This is a genomic window from Enterobacter sp. RHBSTW-00318, assembly GCF_014101375.1.
In the GTDB taxonomy this organism is placed as follows: Bacteria; Pseudomonadota; Gammaproteobacteria; order Enterobacterales; family Enterobacteriaceae; genus Enterobacter; species Enterobacter ludwigii.
Genome location: NZ_JABXQH010000001.1, coordinates 2,948,236 through 2,963,713, shown reverse-complemented (window position 1 = coordinate 2,963,713; position 15,478 = coordinate 2,948,236). Strand labels below are relative to the sequence as shown.

22 protein-coding genes are annotated in these 15,478 nt (G+C 54.7%); 5 read left to right on the top strand and 17 right to left on the bottom strand.

The genetic code is table 11. From position 1 onward, the window contains the following. Positions 1-2: 2 nt before the first annotated feature. Positions 3-452 (top strand): phage tail protein, encoded by a 450-nt coding sequence (locus tag HV157_RS14705; RefSeq protein WP_000979934.1) that lies wholly within the window; start codon positions 3-5, stop codon positions 450-452. Positions 453-558: 106 nt separating this feature from the next. On the opposite strand, the gene HV157_RS14700 is transcribed toward HV157_RS14705, so the two are convergent. Then, positions 559-1,140, bottom strand: a complete 582-nt coding sequence (locus tag HV157_RS14700) for a recombinase family protein (protein ID WP_000469845.1) — start codon at positions 1,138-1,140, stop codon at positions 559-561. Between the two features lie 53 nt (positions 1,141-1,193). On the opposite strand from HV157_RS14700, the gene HV157_RS14695 reads away from it, so the two are divergent. Both HV157_RS14695 and HV157_RS14690 read left to right on the top strand, forming a co-directional pair. After that, entirely contained in the window at positions 1,194-1,673 is a 480-nt protein-coding gene (locus tag HV157_RS14695) for a phage tail protein (protein ID WP_249420947.1), read from the top strand. Next, positions 1,673-2,275, top strand: a complete 603-nt coding sequence (locus HV157_RS14690) for a tail fiber assembly protein (RefSeq protein WP_182269179.1) — start codon at positions 1,673-1,675, stop codon at positions 2,273-2,275. The genes HV157_RS14695 and HV157_RS14690 overlap by 1 nt, the downstream gene beginning before the upstream one ends. On the opposite strand, the gene HV157_RS14685 is transcribed toward HV157_RS14690, so the two are convergent. From HV157_RS14685 to HV157_RS14610, 16 genes are all read right to left on the bottom strand, one after another. Continuing rightward, positions 2,247-2,690 carry a tail fiber assembly protein gene (locus HV157_RS14685; RefSeq protein WP_182269180.1) on the bottom strand — a complete coding sequence of 148 codons (444 nt, stop codon included), beginning with the start codon at positions 2,688-2,690 and terminating at the stop codon, positions 2,247-2,249. The genes HV157_RS14690 and HV157_RS14685 overlap by 29 nt on opposite strands. A 4-nt stretch (positions 2,691-2,694) precedes the next feature. Continuing rightward, positions 2,695-3,693: a phage tail protein gene (locus HV157_RS14680; protein WP_182378514.1), complete on the bottom strand. Its 999-nt coding sequence runs from the start codon at positions 3,691-3,693 to the stop codon at positions 2,695-2,697. Further along, positions 3,683-4,297 carry a phage tail protein I gene (locus HV157_RS14675; RefSeq protein ID WP_000063889.1) on the bottom strand — a complete coding sequence of 205 codons (615 nt, stop codon included), beginning with the start codon at positions 4,295-4,297 and terminating at the stop codon, positions 3,683-3,685. Before HV157_RS14675 ends, HV157_RS14680 begins: the two co-directional genes overlap by 11 nt. After that, a complete protein-coding gene (locus HV157_RS14670) occupies positions 4,290-5,201 on the bottom strand; it encodes a baseplate assembly protein (protein WP_000017070.1) in 912 nt (303 codons plus the stop codon). The genes HV157_RS14675 and HV157_RS14670 overlap by 8 nt, the downstream gene beginning before the upstream one ends. Continuing rightward, complete coding sequence (locus HV157_RS14665) at positions 5,198-5,560, bottom strand: GPW/gp25 family protein (protein WP_000108898.1); 363 nt, start codon at positions 5,558-5,560, stop codon at positions 5,198-5,200. Before HV157_RS14665 ends, HV157_RS14670 begins: the two co-directional genes overlap by 4 nt. Further along, on the bottom strand, positions 5,557-6,186 hold the full coding sequence (locus tag HV157_RS14660; protein WP_001052319.1) for a phage baseplate assembly protein V: 630 nt from the start codon (positions 6,184-6,186) through the stop codon (positions 5,557-5,559). Before HV157_RS14660 ends, HV157_RS14665 begins: the two co-directional genes overlap by 4 nt. Before the next feature lie 157 nt (positions 6,187-6,343). Further along, positions 6,344-6,988: a phage virion morphogenesis protein gene (locus tag HV157_RS14655; RefSeq protein ID WP_182269168.1), complete on the bottom strand. Its 645-nt coding sequence runs from the start codon at positions 6,986-6,988 to the stop codon at positions 6,344-6,346. Continuing rightward, positions 6,949-7,443, bottom strand: a complete 495-nt coding sequence (locus tag HV157_RS14650) for a phage tail protein (protein ID WP_000917105.1) — start codon at positions 7,441-7,443, stop codon at positions 6,949-6,951. Before HV157_RS14650 ends, HV157_RS14655 begins: the two co-directional genes overlap by 40 nt. After that, positions 7,443-7,976, bottom strand: a complete 534-nt coding sequence (locus HV157_RS14645) for a DUF2514 family protein (RefSeq protein ID WP_064106684.1) — start codon at positions 7,974-7,976, stop codon at positions 7,443-7,445. Before HV157_RS14645 ends, HV157_RS14650 begins: the two co-directional genes overlap by 1 nt. Positions 7,977-8,077: 101 nt before the next feature. Then, a complete protein-coding gene (locus HV157_RS14640; protein ID WP_064106683.1) occupies positions 8,078-8,518 on the bottom strand; it encodes a lysozyme in 441 nt (146 codons plus the stop codon). Beyond that, complete coding sequence (locus HV157_RS14635) at positions 8,505-8,837, bottom strand: phage holin, lambda family (RefSeq protein ID WP_064106682.1); 333 nt, start codon at positions 8,835-8,837, stop codon at positions 8,505-8,507. Before HV157_RS14635 ends, HV157_RS14640 begins: the two co-directional genes overlap by 14 nt. Positions 8,838-8,847: 10 nt before the next feature. Then, a complete protein-coding gene (locus HV157_RS14630; protein ID WP_001102549.1) occupies positions 8,848-9,048 on the bottom strand; it encodes a tail protein X in 201 nt (66 codons plus the stop codon). Beyond that, entirely contained in the window at positions 9,048-9,536 is a 489-nt protein-coding gene (locus HV157_RS14625; RefSeq protein WP_016246752.1) for a head completion/stabilization protein, read from the bottom strand. The genes HV157_RS14630 and HV157_RS14625 overlap by 1 nt, the downstream gene beginning before the upstream one ends. A 102-nt stretch (positions 9,537-9,638) precedes the next feature. After that, entirely contained in the window at positions 9,639-10,487 is an 849-nt protein-coding gene (gene gpM / locus HV157_RS14620) for a phage terminase small subunit (protein WP_182269167.1), read from the bottom strand. A gap of 42 nt (positions 10,488-10,529) precedes the next feature. Beyond that, on the bottom strand, positions 10,530-11,576 hold the full coding sequence (locus HV157_RS14615) for a phage major capsid protein, P2 family (RefSeq protein WP_096321284.1): 1,047 nt from the start codon (positions 11,574-11,576) through the stop codon (positions 10,530-10,532). A gap of 40 nt (positions 11,577-11,616) precedes the next feature. Then, a complete protein-coding gene (locus HV157_RS14610; protein ID WP_001373663.1) occupies positions 11,617-12,462 on the bottom strand; it encodes a GPO family capsid scaffolding protein in 846 nt (281 codons plus the stop codon). 153 nt (positions 12,463-12,615) lie between these two features. On the opposite strand from HV157_RS14610, the gene HV157_RS14605 reads away from it, so the two are divergent. Continuing rightward, the gene (locus HV157_RS14605) at positions 12,616-14,328 is read left to right on the top strand and encodes a terminase family protein (RefSeq protein WP_001090183.1); all 1,713 of its coding nucleotides are present in this window, start codon (positions 12,616-12,618) and stop codon (positions 14,326-14,328) included. Beyond that, positions 14,329-15,378, top strand: coding sequence for a phage portal protein (locus HV157_RS14600; RefSeq protein WP_000014576.1), 1,050 nt, complete (start codon positions 14,329-14,331; stop codon positions 15,376-15,378). Positions 15,379-15,478: the final 100 nt, after the last annotated feature.

Here is a 15,478-nt window from a genome sequence, read left to right as displayed (position 1 = left end):
TCATGATGATGATTCTGGGGATGTTCCCCTTTTCACTGCAAACCACGCCTTACCAGAGTGCGAATAAAACCAACTCCTGGCGGCACGTCAAAAACGATCGCGTGGGGAAATCCCCGCGCTATCAGTTCATCGGCGCAGATGAAGAACCGTTCGTACTCAGCGGCACGCTGTACCCCGAAATAAGCGGCGGTGATGTGTCGCTTGTCATGCTGGAAACTATGGCTTTTTCCGGGCGCCCGTGGCCCCTGATAGAAGGCACGGGCAGGATCTACGGCATGTATGTCATTGAGCAGATCACGCAAAACCGGACGGAATTTTTTAAGGACGGGAAGGCAAAGAAAATTGATTTTACGCTCAACCTGAAACGGGTAAGCGAGGACATACGGGAAAAGCTGGCTGAAACAACTACCGACGATCTCTTCTCTCTGGTGAAAACCAACCTTTCGATATAAGAAAAGCGGGCCTTTGCCCGCTTCGTCTTCCGGAACACACCGCCATAACTGACCGTGCTACAGCACCGTTAAAAATGACTGTACTCGATACGCACGGCCAGCACGGTTAGAACCGGCCATGCGTGCCGGAATCCTTATTCCTGGTCGCAGGGAATTTTTTGTAAAGCGTAGATATCCCAACATCGTAAATTATAGCAACCCTCCGGCGAGATTCTCCTGCCGCTATTAATCTACCCGCCTGCGCCCATTGTTCTGGTGTTAGTTTTGGTCGTCTACCTCCGATCCTTCCCTGCGCGCGAGCGGCCACCAGTCCTGCACGCGTACGCTCGACAATCAATTCTCTCTCCATCTCTGCCAGTGCCCCCATAACATGAAAAAAGAAACGCCCCATTGGCGTTGATGTATCAATACTGTCAGTCAAGCTGCGGAAGTTCACGGAACGTTGCTTTAGCTCCTCCACGAGAATTACCAAGTTCCGCATACTCCGCCCAAGACGATCCAGCTTCCAGACAACAAGCGAGTCTCCTGGAGAAAGGCGCTTTAGTAATTTTTTAAGCCCTGGCCTTTCCGCTGTTCTCCCGCTCATTTTATCTTCAAAAATTAGCTCACATCCTGACCGCTCAAGCGCATCACGTTGCAAAGCCGTGTTCTGGTCATTTGTTGATACGCGCACATACCCAATAAACATAGTTTTTCATTCCGTTAAAACGATAAATCATGCCATTCGCATAAAAATTATGCATTTTCCAAAACGTTGGTTTGGGAGAAGGCTCTGCATTACCGGTTGGTGTGCCTGTTCCGTGGCCTTCAGCTACACCACCGACAGGCTGGTTGAAATGCAATGGTGCAGCTTTTTCTGCTGAAGAATACCCGGAGCTGGCAAAGGCTTACCCGACAAATAAATTGCCTGATTTACGTGGTGAGTTTATTCGTGGCTGGGATGATGGGCGTGGAGTGGACAGTGGGCGAGCGTTATTGAGTGCTCAGAGCGATACGCTGCAAAATATTACAGGTAGCTTTTGGGATATGACCACGGGGCCAAATAATAATACTGTCGGCGCATTTACCTCTTCAACATTGACACCAAATCTCGCATCAATTGCGACAGGTGGTACATATAAACAGGCGAATTATTATTTTGATGCATCACGTGTTGCCAGAACATCAACGGAAACACGTGCGCGAAATATTGCATTTAACTTTATCGTGAGGGCTGCATAATGGATAACGCTGTATTAAATAGCGAGCTTATTGCCACGAAGGCGGGGAATATTACCGTCTATAGCTATGATGGTGAAACTCGGGAATATATTTCCACTTCAAATGAATATCTTGCCGTTGGTGTCGGCATTCCGGCATGTTCCTGTTTAGATGCCCCTGGCACACATAAGGCTGGTTATGCAATCTGCCGTTCTGCAGATTTTAACTCATGGGAATATGTGCCAGACCATCGCGGTGAAACGGTCTATAGCACCAAAACAGGAGAATCAAAAGAAATCACAGCTCCGGGTGATTACCCCGAAAATACAACCACTATAGCCCCGTTAACGCCATACGATAAATGGGATGGTGAGAAATGGGTGACCGATACTGAGGCACAGCATAGCGCCGCAGTAGACGCGGCAGAAGCACAGCGCCAGTCACTGATTGATGCAGCAATGGCTTCCATTAGTCTGATTCAGCTGAAATTACAGGCCGGGCGGAAACTGACGCAGGCAGAAACAACCCGACTTAACATTGTGCTGGATTACATTGACGCGGTGACGGCAACAGATACCAGCACCGCGCCTGATGTCATCTGGCCTGAACTGCCGGAGGCGTAGGCCATTCAATATCGGGTGCTGTTGACGTATCAACACGCATCAGCAGCACACGGTATTTCTTCCATTGGGTGAGAGTTGAAGTTTCTTCATCAGTTGCGATACCAGCATCAACAGCATCCTGTCGCCAGGATATTTCAGCATCTGCTTTTGCACGAAGGGTGGCTTTCATGTTTTCTGCATCTGATATTTTCTGTTCTGGTGAAAGCGGCGGCTCATCAACCCATGCAAGGGTCCCTGAAACCATTCCCAGCATTTTTCCTGTTGGCTTATTTCCCCCATTAAATCTGACAGCATCCTCATCGCTGATTTCAATACCATCCTGCGGCCATGTCCCCTCCTTGATATAACTTTCGTATAGCGCTGCGTTGTAGATTGCATTTTCGGACGGGCTGTAAACACTTTTAACTTTATTCATTCTGTTATCTCCCTTTCGCTATATAGCAAAGATTAAACCCACCGCCGCCTGACATACGGGCTGTAAAACCCGTTCTTGAAGTACCAGTTGAGTTAACTCCATAAGCAGGCATGGTTGTTGGAGAAAGCAGAGACTCCTGGATATCTGCCATTGTCAGTGTAATTGATTCGACCCGCGCGGGGAAAGGTAGCGGGAAAACAACATTCGTCCCTGTCTGTCCAACGGGGAAACCGAAAATACCCCATTGTGTAATTACCCCATCCGGCCCCTTACTCCATCCAGATTTAGGAATCGGCCAGTCTGCTGCTCCAGAGTGCCCCGTTGTAAAACTACTCATATCTGGTACTTGGCCGGTACCCGTTCCGACGTTCCTCGTTGCCGCTTCTCCCAAACCAAGGTTTTTGAGAACCTCGTCAACCAATCCGGCGTCGGCCATTTCTTTGAGCGCATTCGCAATCAATGGGTACTGATCATGTGGATTCGCATTCGCAAGATGTGTATCCATCAAATCATCTGCATACGATTTCGCGATAATAATTTGAGAATCAACATAAGCGCGAGTTGCCAGCACTACGGACGGGTCAATTTTGAGCGTCACGGCGGCGGTGTTGCTGACGATCAGGATCATGCGGACAATCTGAACGCGCCCGCTACCTTCCTGCAACTGCGGCTTATAGGTTTCCGCGCAGTTGGCTACGGCAATCATATCGCCGTCTTTATCGAATAAGCCGATTTCACGGATCCACCACCCGCCCACGTCTTCGGGGATCACCTGCTCGGCAATAATCTGGTTGGCGTTGTTAGGATCAATGCTCAGGGTATTGAGTGGCGCATGGCGCAACTCATGAACCAGCGCCGTTTGTGCCGGGTTCGGCGTCGGCAATGCGCCGTTACCATCGCCTACAGCCATCTGGGTGATCTCAACCTGCGCACCCAATGCCGTGGCATTTGCCAGTTTCGCCGCGCCCACATTGGTTAGCACGGCATAATATTTAGTCGCCACTTGCGATCTCCACGGTGTCAATTAAATGGATTGCCGCCCCGGTGTAATCATCACCGCCCACGGCTATGGTTTCAGGGAAATACGGGTACACAGTCAGCGTATCGCCGGAATAACTACCCGCGCCGATATACAGATCGCCGGTTGTTTGCAGGTGAAGAGACATTCCCAGCATATGACGGCTGCACGGCTTCACATCGGCGATCAGGCGTTCAAGCTCCTGATAGGTTTCTTCACTAATGCCCTGGTCTTCCACGCCAATATCCAGCGTGAAGGTGCCCGGTGCGGTATCAATGTTCCACCACTCGTTAACCCGGATGAAGAAGCCGAACGGCTCCACAACCCGGCGCATGGCACCCGTTGTACCCTTGTACTTATGCAGGTAGAACGCATCGGCCACCGCCTTTCGTTTCGTGCTGATCGGCCAGGCCTCATCCCAGCGATCAACGGAGAAGGCCCACGCCAGATAGGGCAGCAGATCAGCCCGACACGTCCACGGGTTCCACAACTGGCGCAATGGCACGGGCACTTCACCCAACGACGCACAGACGCGCGCGGCGACGCGCTCCATTCGGCTGGCGCTCGGCGGTAACAGGTCATTACTCATCGTAACCACCCACCGTTATGGTGTATTCGGTGCAGTGTGATGCCTGGTAGTCACTCAGCACGATATCCGCAACAGGCTGTGCCAGTTCCACGCGCTGGACACCTTCGACGTGCAGGGCGGCGTAGATAGCTGAAAGACGGATATCGCGCCCTAAGCGATTCTGCGCGGCAATATACGCCTGTAACTGTTGCTCCGATGCCTGCCGGACGGGTTCTGCTTCCGGCCCCGGATAGATGTAAAGCGTTGCATCGATCTGATACGGCACGATCTCCGCAGACTGCACCGTTACCCTGTCGGCCACCGGGCGCACCTCTTCATCGTTCAGGGCAGTAGCGACCACGGAAAGCAGATCATCGCTGGCCGTTCCGTCACCCTCACGCGACAGCACCGAAATGGTGACGCAAGCAGGTGTAGGACTGACCGCCGAAATATCAGCTACGCGCCCGTCTGCCGAACGCCCCCAAAATTCATACGCCGCCGTTGGCCCGGCCACGCTCAGACCTTCAAAAGCCTGCTGGGTACGCGTGCGTAAATCCGGATCTGACTCCATCACGGCTTCAATTGGCGGGGTAACGCTGTCGTCTTCTTCCTGAATGGTCAGACGTTCAACGTTGAAATTGACCGCCAGATTATCCAAATCGCTATCCGTGGAATAAGCCAGCATCACCGCGCGGGCCGCTTCATTCACCCGCTGGCGCAACAGCAATTCGCGATAGCAATTCTCTTCCAGCAGCATGGTGATCGGCTCCGATTCAAGCTCAAGCGTGCGGGCGATCTCTTCCTGTTCATCTTCCGGGTACATCGCAATAAATGCGGCCTTGCGCTGCGCGAAAAGCGTTTCGAAGTCCAGCGGTTCAACCACCACGGGCGGCGGTAGCTGCGATAAATCGATCGTGCCGCTCATGCCTGGCCCCTCAATGTGATATCGGCGTTAAATGGCGTCTGATTGTCGGTGCGGTTGGCCTGAATAGTGGCAACCAGCCGACCAGCACCCGGCGCGCTCAGGGTAATACTGGTCAGAGAGATACGCGGTTCCCATAAATACAGGGCGCTGTAAATGGCAGACATAACGCGCAGCTTCGTTATGGCGTTATCGACCGGCTGATCTATCAGGTTGAAAAGCTGCGAACCGTAAGCGCGGCGCATTACACGGGAACCGATCGGCGTTAACAGAATATCGCCGATAGACTGCGCTATATGCTCGTTGTCGGTGATGGCATGGCCTGAACCGGCATTCATGCCGCTGTAACGGACTGTACTCATACCGGGCCACCTGTATTACTGCCACCGGACTGGACGCCGCTATGTTTGTGCGAATGGACAACGACACCATTAGACGAAAGCGATCCGCCTGAATGGGTAATGTTGCCCTTCATTTCCCCACCGTTTTGCACTTCCAGCGTGGCGGTGATCAGCTTGTTGGTGCAGACCACTTCCGGCGTGTCCAGGGTAACGCGCGTGTCTGCCTTGACCGTTACCACCGGCACGGTGGCGGTAATGGATTCCGACGCGGTGACGCTTGCCGTTTTTACCCCGCTGACAACCAGCGCGCTGGCCTCCGGGTCATATGAAATACGGGCGCCATCCGGGTGCAGGATTACGCAGGTGGTAGCGCCAGCATCTGGCGGCGGTGCGTCTTCGCTGTAAAGGCTTCCGGCAATAAATGCCGTTTCCATCTCACCGCAGGGGCACAAAATATAAACCTGTTCGCCCACTGTCGGCGCCCACCACGTCACGGCTTCACCGGCGCGCGGCACTGCCCAGCGGATCCAGTCGGTTTTGTTCTCGCCGGTTTCGACGCGTGCAAGATACTTTTCCGTATCCACTTCCAGCACGGTGCCAATGCGGGCGAGATTGCAGATAAGGCGATAGAGTTCGTTTAAATTCATAGTGCTGACTGTCTCCCGTGGTGCCGGTTACGCTGTCCGGCGTCGCTTCCACCCGGTAGCAGGCTTTACGACCGTTTCGGCTTTTGGGTTATGCAGTCAGTATCAGGAGTCGCGCGCGCGCAAACAACGCGGCGCCATTGTGGCGGGTTGGTGACAATCAAATCTCTTGCATGAAGGCAACAACAGTATCGGCCAGCCAGTCTAAATCCTCCTCGGTCATGCCCAGGAGTTCACGCACCGGGTAGCGCGCACGGGCACCCGGCATCACGTTATCGACTTCACCGTACTGGTGAACGCTGGCAATTTCGGCGGTATGCCCCTGAAAGCCAACCACGGCCATGCCGCCCGTACCGTAAGCCTTAAGAAAGCGTGCGGTGCGCAGCTTACGGAACATCGGATCCTTTCTGGTGCGGTTCTGCTTTGACTGGTTGAGATTGATTTCAATATAGCGCTGGATATCGCGCTTATAGAACGTGCGCAGGGCACCGCGATCAACGTCATAGCCGGTGATTGCGCGGTGCTCACCCCTGCCCGTGGTTCGCCAGTTGCGTAACTCCCTGGCCTCATCATTCCATATGAACTTTATCCCGCCCTGGGTGCGCAGGATTTTGCGGCGGCGGGCCTGATAGCTTTCGCCGCTGGGGTTCTTCTGGCTGGCGATACGCTTTTGCTGACGCTTACGCAGCCCAATCGCAACGTCGCGCGTCAGCTTGCGACGGTGCCCCGGCGAAAGCTGCGCGGCCACACTGGCTAGCCAGTCGTCTAACTGCTGGAAGAGGGGATCGGTTTGTTGTCCTGCCATGTTTCGCCGCTGACCTCATCAACAAATACCAGTGACCACGCGCCAATTTCTGGCCCCGGTGCAGGGTCAGCACGGTGACGGGTGACGATCTCGCCATCTTCACGGGTGACGATCACCGCTTCATCAGCCTGAATCTGGATCAGCACGTCCATCGTGCTGTTACTCAGGATATCGGCTTCGAATGTTATGCCGTTCTGCTGCCTGTCCGGGTTAAATAACAGATCAGGCTGATATAATCGCGCCCATGCCAGTACCGGCACGCTGATAGTATCCAGAGATTCAGGGTAATCCATCACCAGCACTTCCAGCGTATAGCGATACTCAAACGCAGCAGCACGCTGGCCGGTGCTGACCATACGGCCTTTACGCAGGTAAACCGCCAGATTATCGGGATTCTCGCGCAGCCAGGGCACATGCTGGCTTATCATCTGGCGCAGCAAATCGGGTTTAAGCATTACTTATCCCTCCTGGACTTAACCGCATCATATGCAGCCTCACAGGCTAATCCTCTGGCTCTTGCTTCATCAGCATCTTTTGCCAGTTGCCCCGCTCGATCGTCAGCGCGGCGGAACAGGTCGGCGAGCAGTACGGCGCCGCTGGTTTCTGCCTCGCTTCTGCCGGGAGTTCCGGCACCGCAGGCGCGTTCACGGTCTGCCAGTTGCCTGGCGAGTTTGTCGGCCCTGTCGTGCAGCCCACGAGAAGCAGCACGGGCACGATCGGCATCAGCCTGCACGCCAGCAAGCTGCTGGCTGGCTTGTTTTCTGATCGCATCAATTTCACCTTGTCGGCGTTGCTCTTCTGCCCTGGCCTCAGCCTGTCTTTGCGCCAGTGCGGTGGCGTCGCGTGCATCACGTTGCGCCCACTTTTCACGCCAGTGCTGATTGGCATCACCGTAACCGGCGCAGTAACGCCAGTGGCTAAACCCCCATACAGCAGCAGCGACCAGCACAAAACAAACAATCACTTTCCAGCGTGACAACATCCCCATTTCAAAACCTCTCGCCAGCTCGCACCGTCAATACCGGACGTGCTGGAGCACTGTCAAAAATGACCGCGCTCAATACGCACGGCCAGCACAGTTAAAAATGATCAGGCCAGAAATAACGTGCGCTCTGCTTCCCGACGCTTAACCAGCCCCGGCAACACCTTGCCACCTGCTTTATTCCATTTCGGAAACTCAGCCGCAGCCCCGGCGAAATCGCCAGCATTCAGTTTTTTCAGCAGTGTGGAACCTTCCAGCGCCTTTACGCCCAGGTTGTAGGCAAAATCGACCAGCGCATCGAACTGATTTTGATTGATGGTGACTTTAACCAGCCCCGTAACGCCTTTTTCATACTGCACCAGACCGCTACGCAACAGGCTATCGGCAATTTCCTGCGTAATGGTCATACCCTTGCCAACCGGCACGCCGTTGACGGGTTGAGTCCATCCATAACCGATCGTCCAGACGCCTACAGAATCCTGATAAGCGGCCAGCCTGCACCCTTCAAAACCTTTCAGCATGTTGATGCCGTTATTACTCACTTCCACTTTTTGGCCCTCCAAATCGTGCGTCGAATAGCCCGCTTACTTTGCTGCGTACTTTGTCAGCACCCATTAATCCGATTGAGGCACCTACGAAAATTGCTGCGTTTGATGGCAAACCGAAATATTCAAGCGAACCAGCTACCGCAAGCGTGACAATCCCGCAGACCAGTGAACCGGTGGCAGTTTTAACGATTGACTGCCCATCGTAGATACTCATTAGCGCCGAAATACTCAGCGCCGCACCAGCCGCGTAAAGCGTTGGCAGATAAGTGGCGATCCATTTCATTGTTTGTTCGAATAGTCCCGGTGGTGTGTCGTGCATACCATCCCCCTTAATCCCATAGCTGCACGGTTTCCCGCTGGGCTGGCGGCTGGATCTCTGGCAGGTAGACAATCTGCCCGGCCTGCAACTCAGTGGCGGCGGAAATGCCCTTATTGGCATCGATCACCGCCTCGGTAACGCCTGCTGTTCTGCCGTAATAGCGCCAGCAAAGCAGGTCGATCGTGTCGTTTTGCTGCGCCTGAACGTTCATTACACCAACTCCGCCAGGCCCCGGCTTTCGTCCTGGATATCACGGATTGACCAGCGCACATCCCGCCACAGCGTATCGATCTGCGTGCTCAATGCCGCCGCGTGGTCTTCGCCTTTACTGGTGGTGTCAATATCGCGGTAGCCTTCAATCAACAGCGCCTTAGTGAGTGAATACACGGCGTTTTTATAGCGCCATACCTTCACGGAAGTGCCATTCACCGGACTGGCCGGAATTTCTGCCAGTGACTCATATCCCGCATCAATCTGCACCTGGCGCCACAGGAAAAGCTGATCATTAACATGGGCCACCGCTTCCACCGTTCGCGACATCAGGCGATCGGTTGTAACCTGCCCATCAAGACGCATCGCACGGCGTAGTTCAGCCAGCGAAATGACCGGCCAGAATGGCAGGCTTTCAACTTTCGCGCCGCCATCATCCGGTACGGGATCGGATGGTGGCCGTACTGGCTCAGTGGCTACCAGACTCATGATCTCTACTCCGTATAAGTCAGGCGGTGGACGGCAGGACGAAGACGCGGCGTTGCCTGTTTTCGCCTGCCGTGCCGCCTGGGTGCGCGGGGGCACGTTCGGTTATGACGCCGCCTTCTGGCGGGCTGTCGTGGTTCTATTCTTCGCTGCCGGCTTACTTTTAGCGGCGGGCTTTTTGGTTTCCCGCTTCGCTTTTGGCTGCGCTGGCGGCGTTGCCGTCTGGGTTTCGGTGCTGTTCGCTTCTGGCTTGCCGCCTGCGCCGTCACTGTCAGCAGGTTGCCCGGACTTCTTAAGCGCACGTTGCAGAAGCTCAATATCACGGGTTACGCCTGCTTTTTTCGGGTTCAACACTGCCGCCTGACGCAGGTATTCAACCGCAGCGGTAAGCGATTCAACGTTGTCAGTCAGGCGCAGCGTATACCCCAGCGCCTTAAGCAGCTTTGAGCGCACCTCATCCGGCATATCTTCGTTCAGGGTTAAACCCCGTAACGCTTCCAGCAGGTCAGCAGCGACCGGCGCAACAGCCGGGTTAGCTTTGAATGCAGCCAGGACGGGATCGCAAATTTCTTCCACCAGTACGGTGGCGGTGGTGCGGCGATACTGATCCGGCATCGGCAACTTATGGCGCAATACGTACTGACCAATGCGCAGGGCTTCGGCGATGTTTCCGCAGTCACAACACCAGATCATGACAGTGGTTAACACGTCGTCAGACTGGCCGGAATCTGCCGTAAGTACGCCTTCGATCCACGGCTGATAGTCCGGCAGCAGTTCGCGTTTTAAATCCGCTTTAGCCTTCTGGGACTGGACACGGCTCAAACGTGCTTTATCCAGTCGCAGGCGGTGAAGTATGGTTTCGTAGGCCGTCATTTCAAGCTGCGACGGCTCACGGCTGGCGTGGCGGCGTTCTGCCATCACGCGGTTAAAATGTTGTTGAGCAGGTGTCAACATGATGCCCCCAAAGCGGCCAGCAGTTAGCTGGCCTGCGCTGATTTATGGTGCCGGTGCTGGTTCTGCGGCGGTAATGCCTTCGATCAGACAGCCGAAGCCGTAATCTTCAACAACGTAGGCATCATTTGACGAACTGTAGGTAGAGACGCGGTTATATTCCGGCTCTTCCACGATACGGCGACGGTGCGCACCTTCCTGCCAGTAAATCGACAGGTTTTCCCACGAAGTGATAAACATGCTGCCATCAGGGAAGAAAGGCGCGATGAACGAAGGCAGGTTGCCGATCGTCTTACGCGATGCGATCAACTGACCGGCCAGCGCTTCGGAGTTCGGGTTATTGGTGCTTACGGCATTGATGAGCGGGAACGAACGGCTAACCGTCAGGTTACGACCAGTGATCACCACAAGATTGGGCGAATCTTTGTACCATTCGTCCATCAGTGAGTTAACCGCGTCATAAACCAGCGAGTCGTAGTTACCGTAATCACCTTTAGCGATCACCTGGTTGGAATCGTCGCGGCTGGTCACGGTGATATCTTTCATGACACGTTGCGGCGCGTTCGCGCGGTACTGTTGCAACCAGCCAATACCACAATCCTGCAAAAGCGGGTTAGCGTTGCGGTCGGACTTATCCGCGTAGCTGGTTCCGTTAAAGCCGATCATGATGCGGTCAAGCGCGATACGCTGAATGATCTGATTGCTCAGACGCTGCTGGAAATCCGGGAATTTAGCCCAGGCATCAAGCTGCGCATATGAGGCGAAAGTATCCGCGTTCACCTTATTACAGGTGTACTTGTTCGAATCCAGCGCCGTAACGGATACAGGCTGGCGGCGATCGGTGGTGGAATTGTTAGTGCTGGAAATCGGGCCGCTCACGCCCAGACCGATTTTTTCACCGGTCTGATCGTTAACGCCGTAGATGTTAATCAGCTTCAGCATTTCGGAAGACTGCTGCACCTTGTCTTCAAGCGTCTGCTCAACACTTGGATCAATGCTGAACGACTTTGTTACGTGGGACTTGTTGATGTGATTCAGTTCAGCTTGTCGCTCAAGATACGCATCAAACAATTCACGGGTAGAATTACGCATAGTTATATTTCCTGTACTGTTCCTTCGTTACTGGCGGCGATCAGCAGTCAGCAAGCTGGGCGTTAGATTTTTCAGTTGCGCCGGTCGCTTCCGGGCGGCGGAATTTACTGGCGTCCTGGGTAGAAAGCTGCGCTTTCATCTCGTCGAACTCAGAGCGCAACTTCTCCACCGCTTCGGCGGTCTGCTTGTTCTTAAGTTGCCCTGCGCTCAGTTTTTCCATCTTGTCCAGCAATTCACCCTGGCTTTCCGCTACCAGTTCAACCGCCTGGCGGATATCGCCATTTTCACGATCGAAGTGCTGGCGGGTTCCAGTCAGCATTTCCTTGATACGGGAAAAGAAATTCTTCCCGGTGTCGGACGCTGGCGGCTCTTCCTGCGCAAATTCGAGGGATGATTCCAGGGTTTCAGTGAAGAAGCATTCAGGTGCGTAGTGACGCGCGGCCAGTGGGTTGGCGCTGGCGTTCTGGGTGCAAAACTTCATCATTTCGGTGCCCAGGCTCGCCGGGTTATCAGTACAGGCCAGCCCCATAAGGTAGGCTTTGCCGGTGTCTGCAAAGGACGGATGCACCTCAACGCTATGGTAGATTTTCTGGCGTTTCTTCTTCAGTTCGACCAGTTCATCCGTGGCGTCCACCTTCACCAGAAGCGCCAGCTTGCCCTTTAACGGGCCTTCGGCAATCTCTTCGGTTTTAGTCTCGACCACATCACCATACGCGCGGAAATCGCTTGTCGGCGACCAGCCTAAAATGTGCTCCAGATTGACGCGGGCGCCATAGACCTGGGGATCGTACTGTTCGGCCATTTCGGTGATGTGCTGACGTTCCAGCACGCGGCCGTCACAGGTTGCGCCCTCTACTGCGGCGCGGAAAAAATTTGTCATTGGCATGGTGACAAAGCTCCGGGTTGGTAAGCGATTGATATTAACCAGTGCCCCAATCATTCCCTTTGCAGCCGGAAGGCGCAAAGCCTTCACTTTGTCGGACTCAGGCGACAACCAGCGGCGATATTGTTGCGCGCGCGAGCGCGATAGCCTGTTGCCATGAATACAGCCGAAGACCTCAGCACAAAAGCCAAAAGCCTCTACTGGCAGGCGTTTAGCATCACTCAGATTTCTAAGGAAATCGGGGTGAGCATTAACACGATCTACAGTTGGCGCCGCCGCTATGAATGGGATAAAGCCACCCCCATGCAGCGGGTGCAGGATCGCACGCACGTTCGTTACCTGCGCCTGGTGGAAAAGGACGACAAAACCCCGAAGGACTTCAAAGAAATTGACCTGCTGGCGCGCCAGCTTGACCGCTTTGAACGGCATGAGCGACGCGACCAGGAGAAAGAGAAGAAGGCAAAGACCCCGAAAAACCATTTCACCGAAGAACAGATAACCCAGCTTCGCGCCCTGGTCTTTGATTCGCTATACGAGCATCAAAAACGCTGGTTCAAACAGTGGAACCGGCGTAACCGCTTTATCCTCAAATCGCGCCAGATTGGTGCCACCTGGTACTTTGCCCGCGAAGCGCTGTTGCGTGCGCTGGAAACCGGAAATAACCAGATATTCCTGTCAGCCAGCCGCGCCCAGGCGTTCCAGTTCAAGCGGTTCATTCAGAAGCTGGCAAGGGAAATAGGGGTAGAACTAAAGGGCGGTGATGCGATTGAATTAAGCAACGGTGCGATCCTGTACTTTCTCGGCACCTCCGCCGCGACGGCCCAGAGTTATACCGGCGATCTGTACCTGGATGAAGCCTTCTGGATCAGCAACTTCATCAACCTGCGCAAAGTCGCCGCAGGCATGGCGACGCAGAAAGGGCTACGCCGCACCTACTTTTCAACGCCATCCAGTGAAGAGCATGAAGCCTATCCCTTCTGGACTGGCGATCAGTTCAATAAACACCGTCCCCGTGCCGATCGGGTGGATATAGACACCAGTTATAAGGCACTGAAAAACGGCAAGCTATGCGGGGATAACATCTGGCGCCAGATAGTCACGCTGGAAGACGCCGTGAAGCTCGGCTTCGATCTGGTTGATACCGATGAAATCCGTAACGAAAACTCCCCCGACGAATACGCCAACCTATACGGCTGCACGTTCGTTAAAGCCGGGGAACGCGCCTTCGACTACAACGCAATTCTGGGCTGCGGCGTTGATGGCTACATGCCGGACGCGTGGCCGGACTGGAACCCGTTTGCACCCCGTCCGCTGGGTAATCGCCCTGTCTGGGTTAGCTATGATCCCAACGGCAGCAGCGGCAAAGGCGACAGCGCCGGGCTGGTTGTGCTAGCCCCGCCAGCCGTGCCGGGTGGTAAGTTCCGCGCGGTAGAGCGCCACCAGTTACGCGGCATGGAGTATGAAGAGCAGGCCAAATTTATTAAAGAGATCACCACCCGCTACAACGTGCAGCACATTGCTATCGACGGCACAGGGATCGGCGATGCGGTTTATCAACTGGTGGTCAAGTTCTTCCCGCAGGCGGTTAAATACAACTATTCACCGGTTCTTAAGCGGTCGATGGTGCTCAAAATGTTGATGGTCATTCGCGCCGGGCGCTTTGAGTTCGACGCCGGAATGATGGATCTCGCGCAGTCGTTTATGACCGTGCGTAAAGTCACCGCAGGCGGCGTTATAACCTACCAGTCCGATCGCGCCCGTGGCAGCAATCACGGCGATCTGGCATGGGCAACTATGCAGGGCATTTACAACGAACCGATCGGCGCGGAAGTGACCGGCGATAACGGCAGTTTTGTGGAGGAGTTTTAATTGAGCGGCAAAAAGAAATTCAGGGCGCCAACTGCTGCGCCAGCCAGCACGGCCAGCAACGCAGCCACCCCGCTGGAAAGCGTGGAATCTTTCAGCTTTGGCGACCCGATCGCAGTCAACGATCGCGCGTCTCTTATGGAGTGCCTCGAATGCCATAACAATGGACGCTGGTATGAACCACCGATCAGCCCCTACGGGCTTGCGCGCATGTTCGACGTTGCCGCCTATCACCAGTCACCGCTGATATTTAAACGCAATGTTATCGCCAGTTGCTACATACCACACCCGCTATTGACCCGGCAGGAGTTCACCGCCTGGGTGCAGGATTATTTAATTTTCGGTAACTGTTACATGGAATGCCGCCGCAACCGACTCGGCCAGCCGATTGAGCTGCGGCACAGCCAGGCGAAATATACGCGGCGCGGCATAGACCCGGCTCAATTCTGGTTTGTTCCGCGCTACGTTGACGATCACGCGTTCGAACCGGGCAGCGTCTGCCAGATCAAGAACCCCAGCCCGCACCAGGAGATCTACGGCGCGCCGGAATATCTGGCCGCGCTACAAAGCGCCATGCTGAACGGTGAAGCAACGGTGTTCCGCCGCAACTACTACATTAACGGCAGTCATGCGGGTGTGATCGTCTACCTCACTGACCCGGTGGCGAATAATAACGATGTGGAAAAGCTTAAGAAGTCGCTGAAAGATGCACGCGGCAACGGTGCTTTTAAAAACCTGTTTGTCTACGCGGCGGGCGGGAAAAAAGACGGCCTGCAAATTATGCCGTTCAGCCAGGTGGCGGCGAAGGATGAGTTTACCGGCATCAAAGACGCCACCCGCGACGACCTGCTAGCCGCGCACCGCGTGCCGCCCGTTCTGATGGGGGTAATGCCTAATAACTCCGGTGGCTTCGGCGACGTAGAGAAAGCGGCGAAGGTGTTTTCCATCAACGAACTGGCTCCGATACAAGAAAGCCTGAAAGAGTTAAACGACTGGCTGGGGATCGACGTGGTGCGCTTCAATCCTTACGCACTGTTGCAGGCAGCAATCTGACGCCAGCCCGGACACACCCACCACCACCGTGGAACGGCCAGCACGGCCGCAACTGACCACACCGCACGTAAGCCCCTCAGCAGCCCGCTGGCAGGGGCTT

Bases quoted from the DNA above. Each gene is read 5' to 3' on its own strand.
- HV157_RS14660 (WP_001052319.1), bottom strand. From the start codon at position 6,186: ATGAATTTAAACGAACTCTATCGCCTTATCTGCAATCTCGCCCGCATT.
- HV157_RS14610 (WP_001373663.1), bottom strand. From the start codon at position 12,462: ATGCCAATGACAAATTTTTTCCGCGCCGCAGTAGAGGGCGCAACCTGT.
- HV157_RS14630 (WP_001102549.1), bottom strand. From the start codon at position 9,048: ATGAACGTTCAGGCGCAGCAAAACGACACGATCGACCTGCTTTGCTGG.
- HV157_RS14670 (WP_000017070.1), bottom strand. From the start codon at position 5,201: ATGAGCGGCACGATCGATTTATCGCAGCTACCGCCGCCCGTGGTGGTT.
- HV157_RS14625 (WP_016246752.1), bottom strand. From the start codon at position 9,536: ATGAGTCTGGTAGCCACTGAGCCAGTACGGCCACCATCCGATCCCGTA.
- HV157_RS14675 (WP_000063889.1), bottom strand. From the start codon at position 4,297: ATGAGTAATGACCTGTTACCGCCGAGCGCCAGCCGAATGGAGCGCGTC.
- HV157_RS14690 (WP_182269179.1), top strand. From the start codon at position 1,673: ATGGATAACGCTGTATTAAATAGCGAGCTTATTGCCACGAAGGCGGGG.
- HV157_RS14615 (WP_096321284.1), bottom strand. From the start codon at position 11,576: ATGCGTAATTCTACCCGTGAATTGTTTGATGCGTATCTTGAGCGACAA.
- HV157_RS14635 (WP_064106682.1), bottom strand. From the start codon at position 8,837: ATGCACGACACACCACCGGGACTATTCGAACAAACAATGAAATGGATC.
- HV157_RS14705 (WP_000979934.1), top strand. From the start codon at position 3: ATGATGATGATTCTGGGGATGTTCCCCTTTTCACTGCAAACCACGCCT.
- HV157_RS14685 (WP_182269180.1), bottom strand. From the start codon at position 2,690: ATGAATAAAGTTAAAAGTGTTTACAGCCCGTCCGAAAATGCAATCTAC.
- gpM (WP_182269167.1), bottom strand. From the start codon at position 10,487: ATGTTGACACCTGCTCAACAACATTTTAACCGCGTGATGGCAGAACGC.
- HV157_RS14605 (WP_001090183.1), top strand. From the start codon at position 12,616: ATGAATACAGCCGAAGACCTCAGCACAAAAGCCAAAAGCCTCTACTGG.
- HV157_RS14700 (WP_000469845.1), bottom strand. From the start codon at position 1,140: ATGTTTATTGGGTATGTGCGCGTATCAACAAATGACCAGAACACGGCT.
- HV157_RS14645 (WP_064106684.1), bottom strand. From the start codon at position 7,976: ATGGGGATGTTGTCACGCTGGAAAGTGATTGTTTGTTTTGTGCTGGTC.
- HV157_RS14665 (WP_000108898.1), bottom strand. From the start codon at position 5,560: ATGAGTACAGTCCGTTACAGCGGCATGAATGCCGGTTCAGGCCATGCC.
- HV157_RS14655 (WP_182269168.1), bottom strand. From the start codon at position 6,988: ATGGCAGGACAACAAACCGATCCCCTCTTCCAGCAGTTAGACGACTGG.
- HV157_RS14650 (WP_000917105.1), bottom strand. From the start codon at position 7,443: ATGCTTAAACCCGATTTGCTGCGCCAGATGATAAGCCAGCATGTGCCC.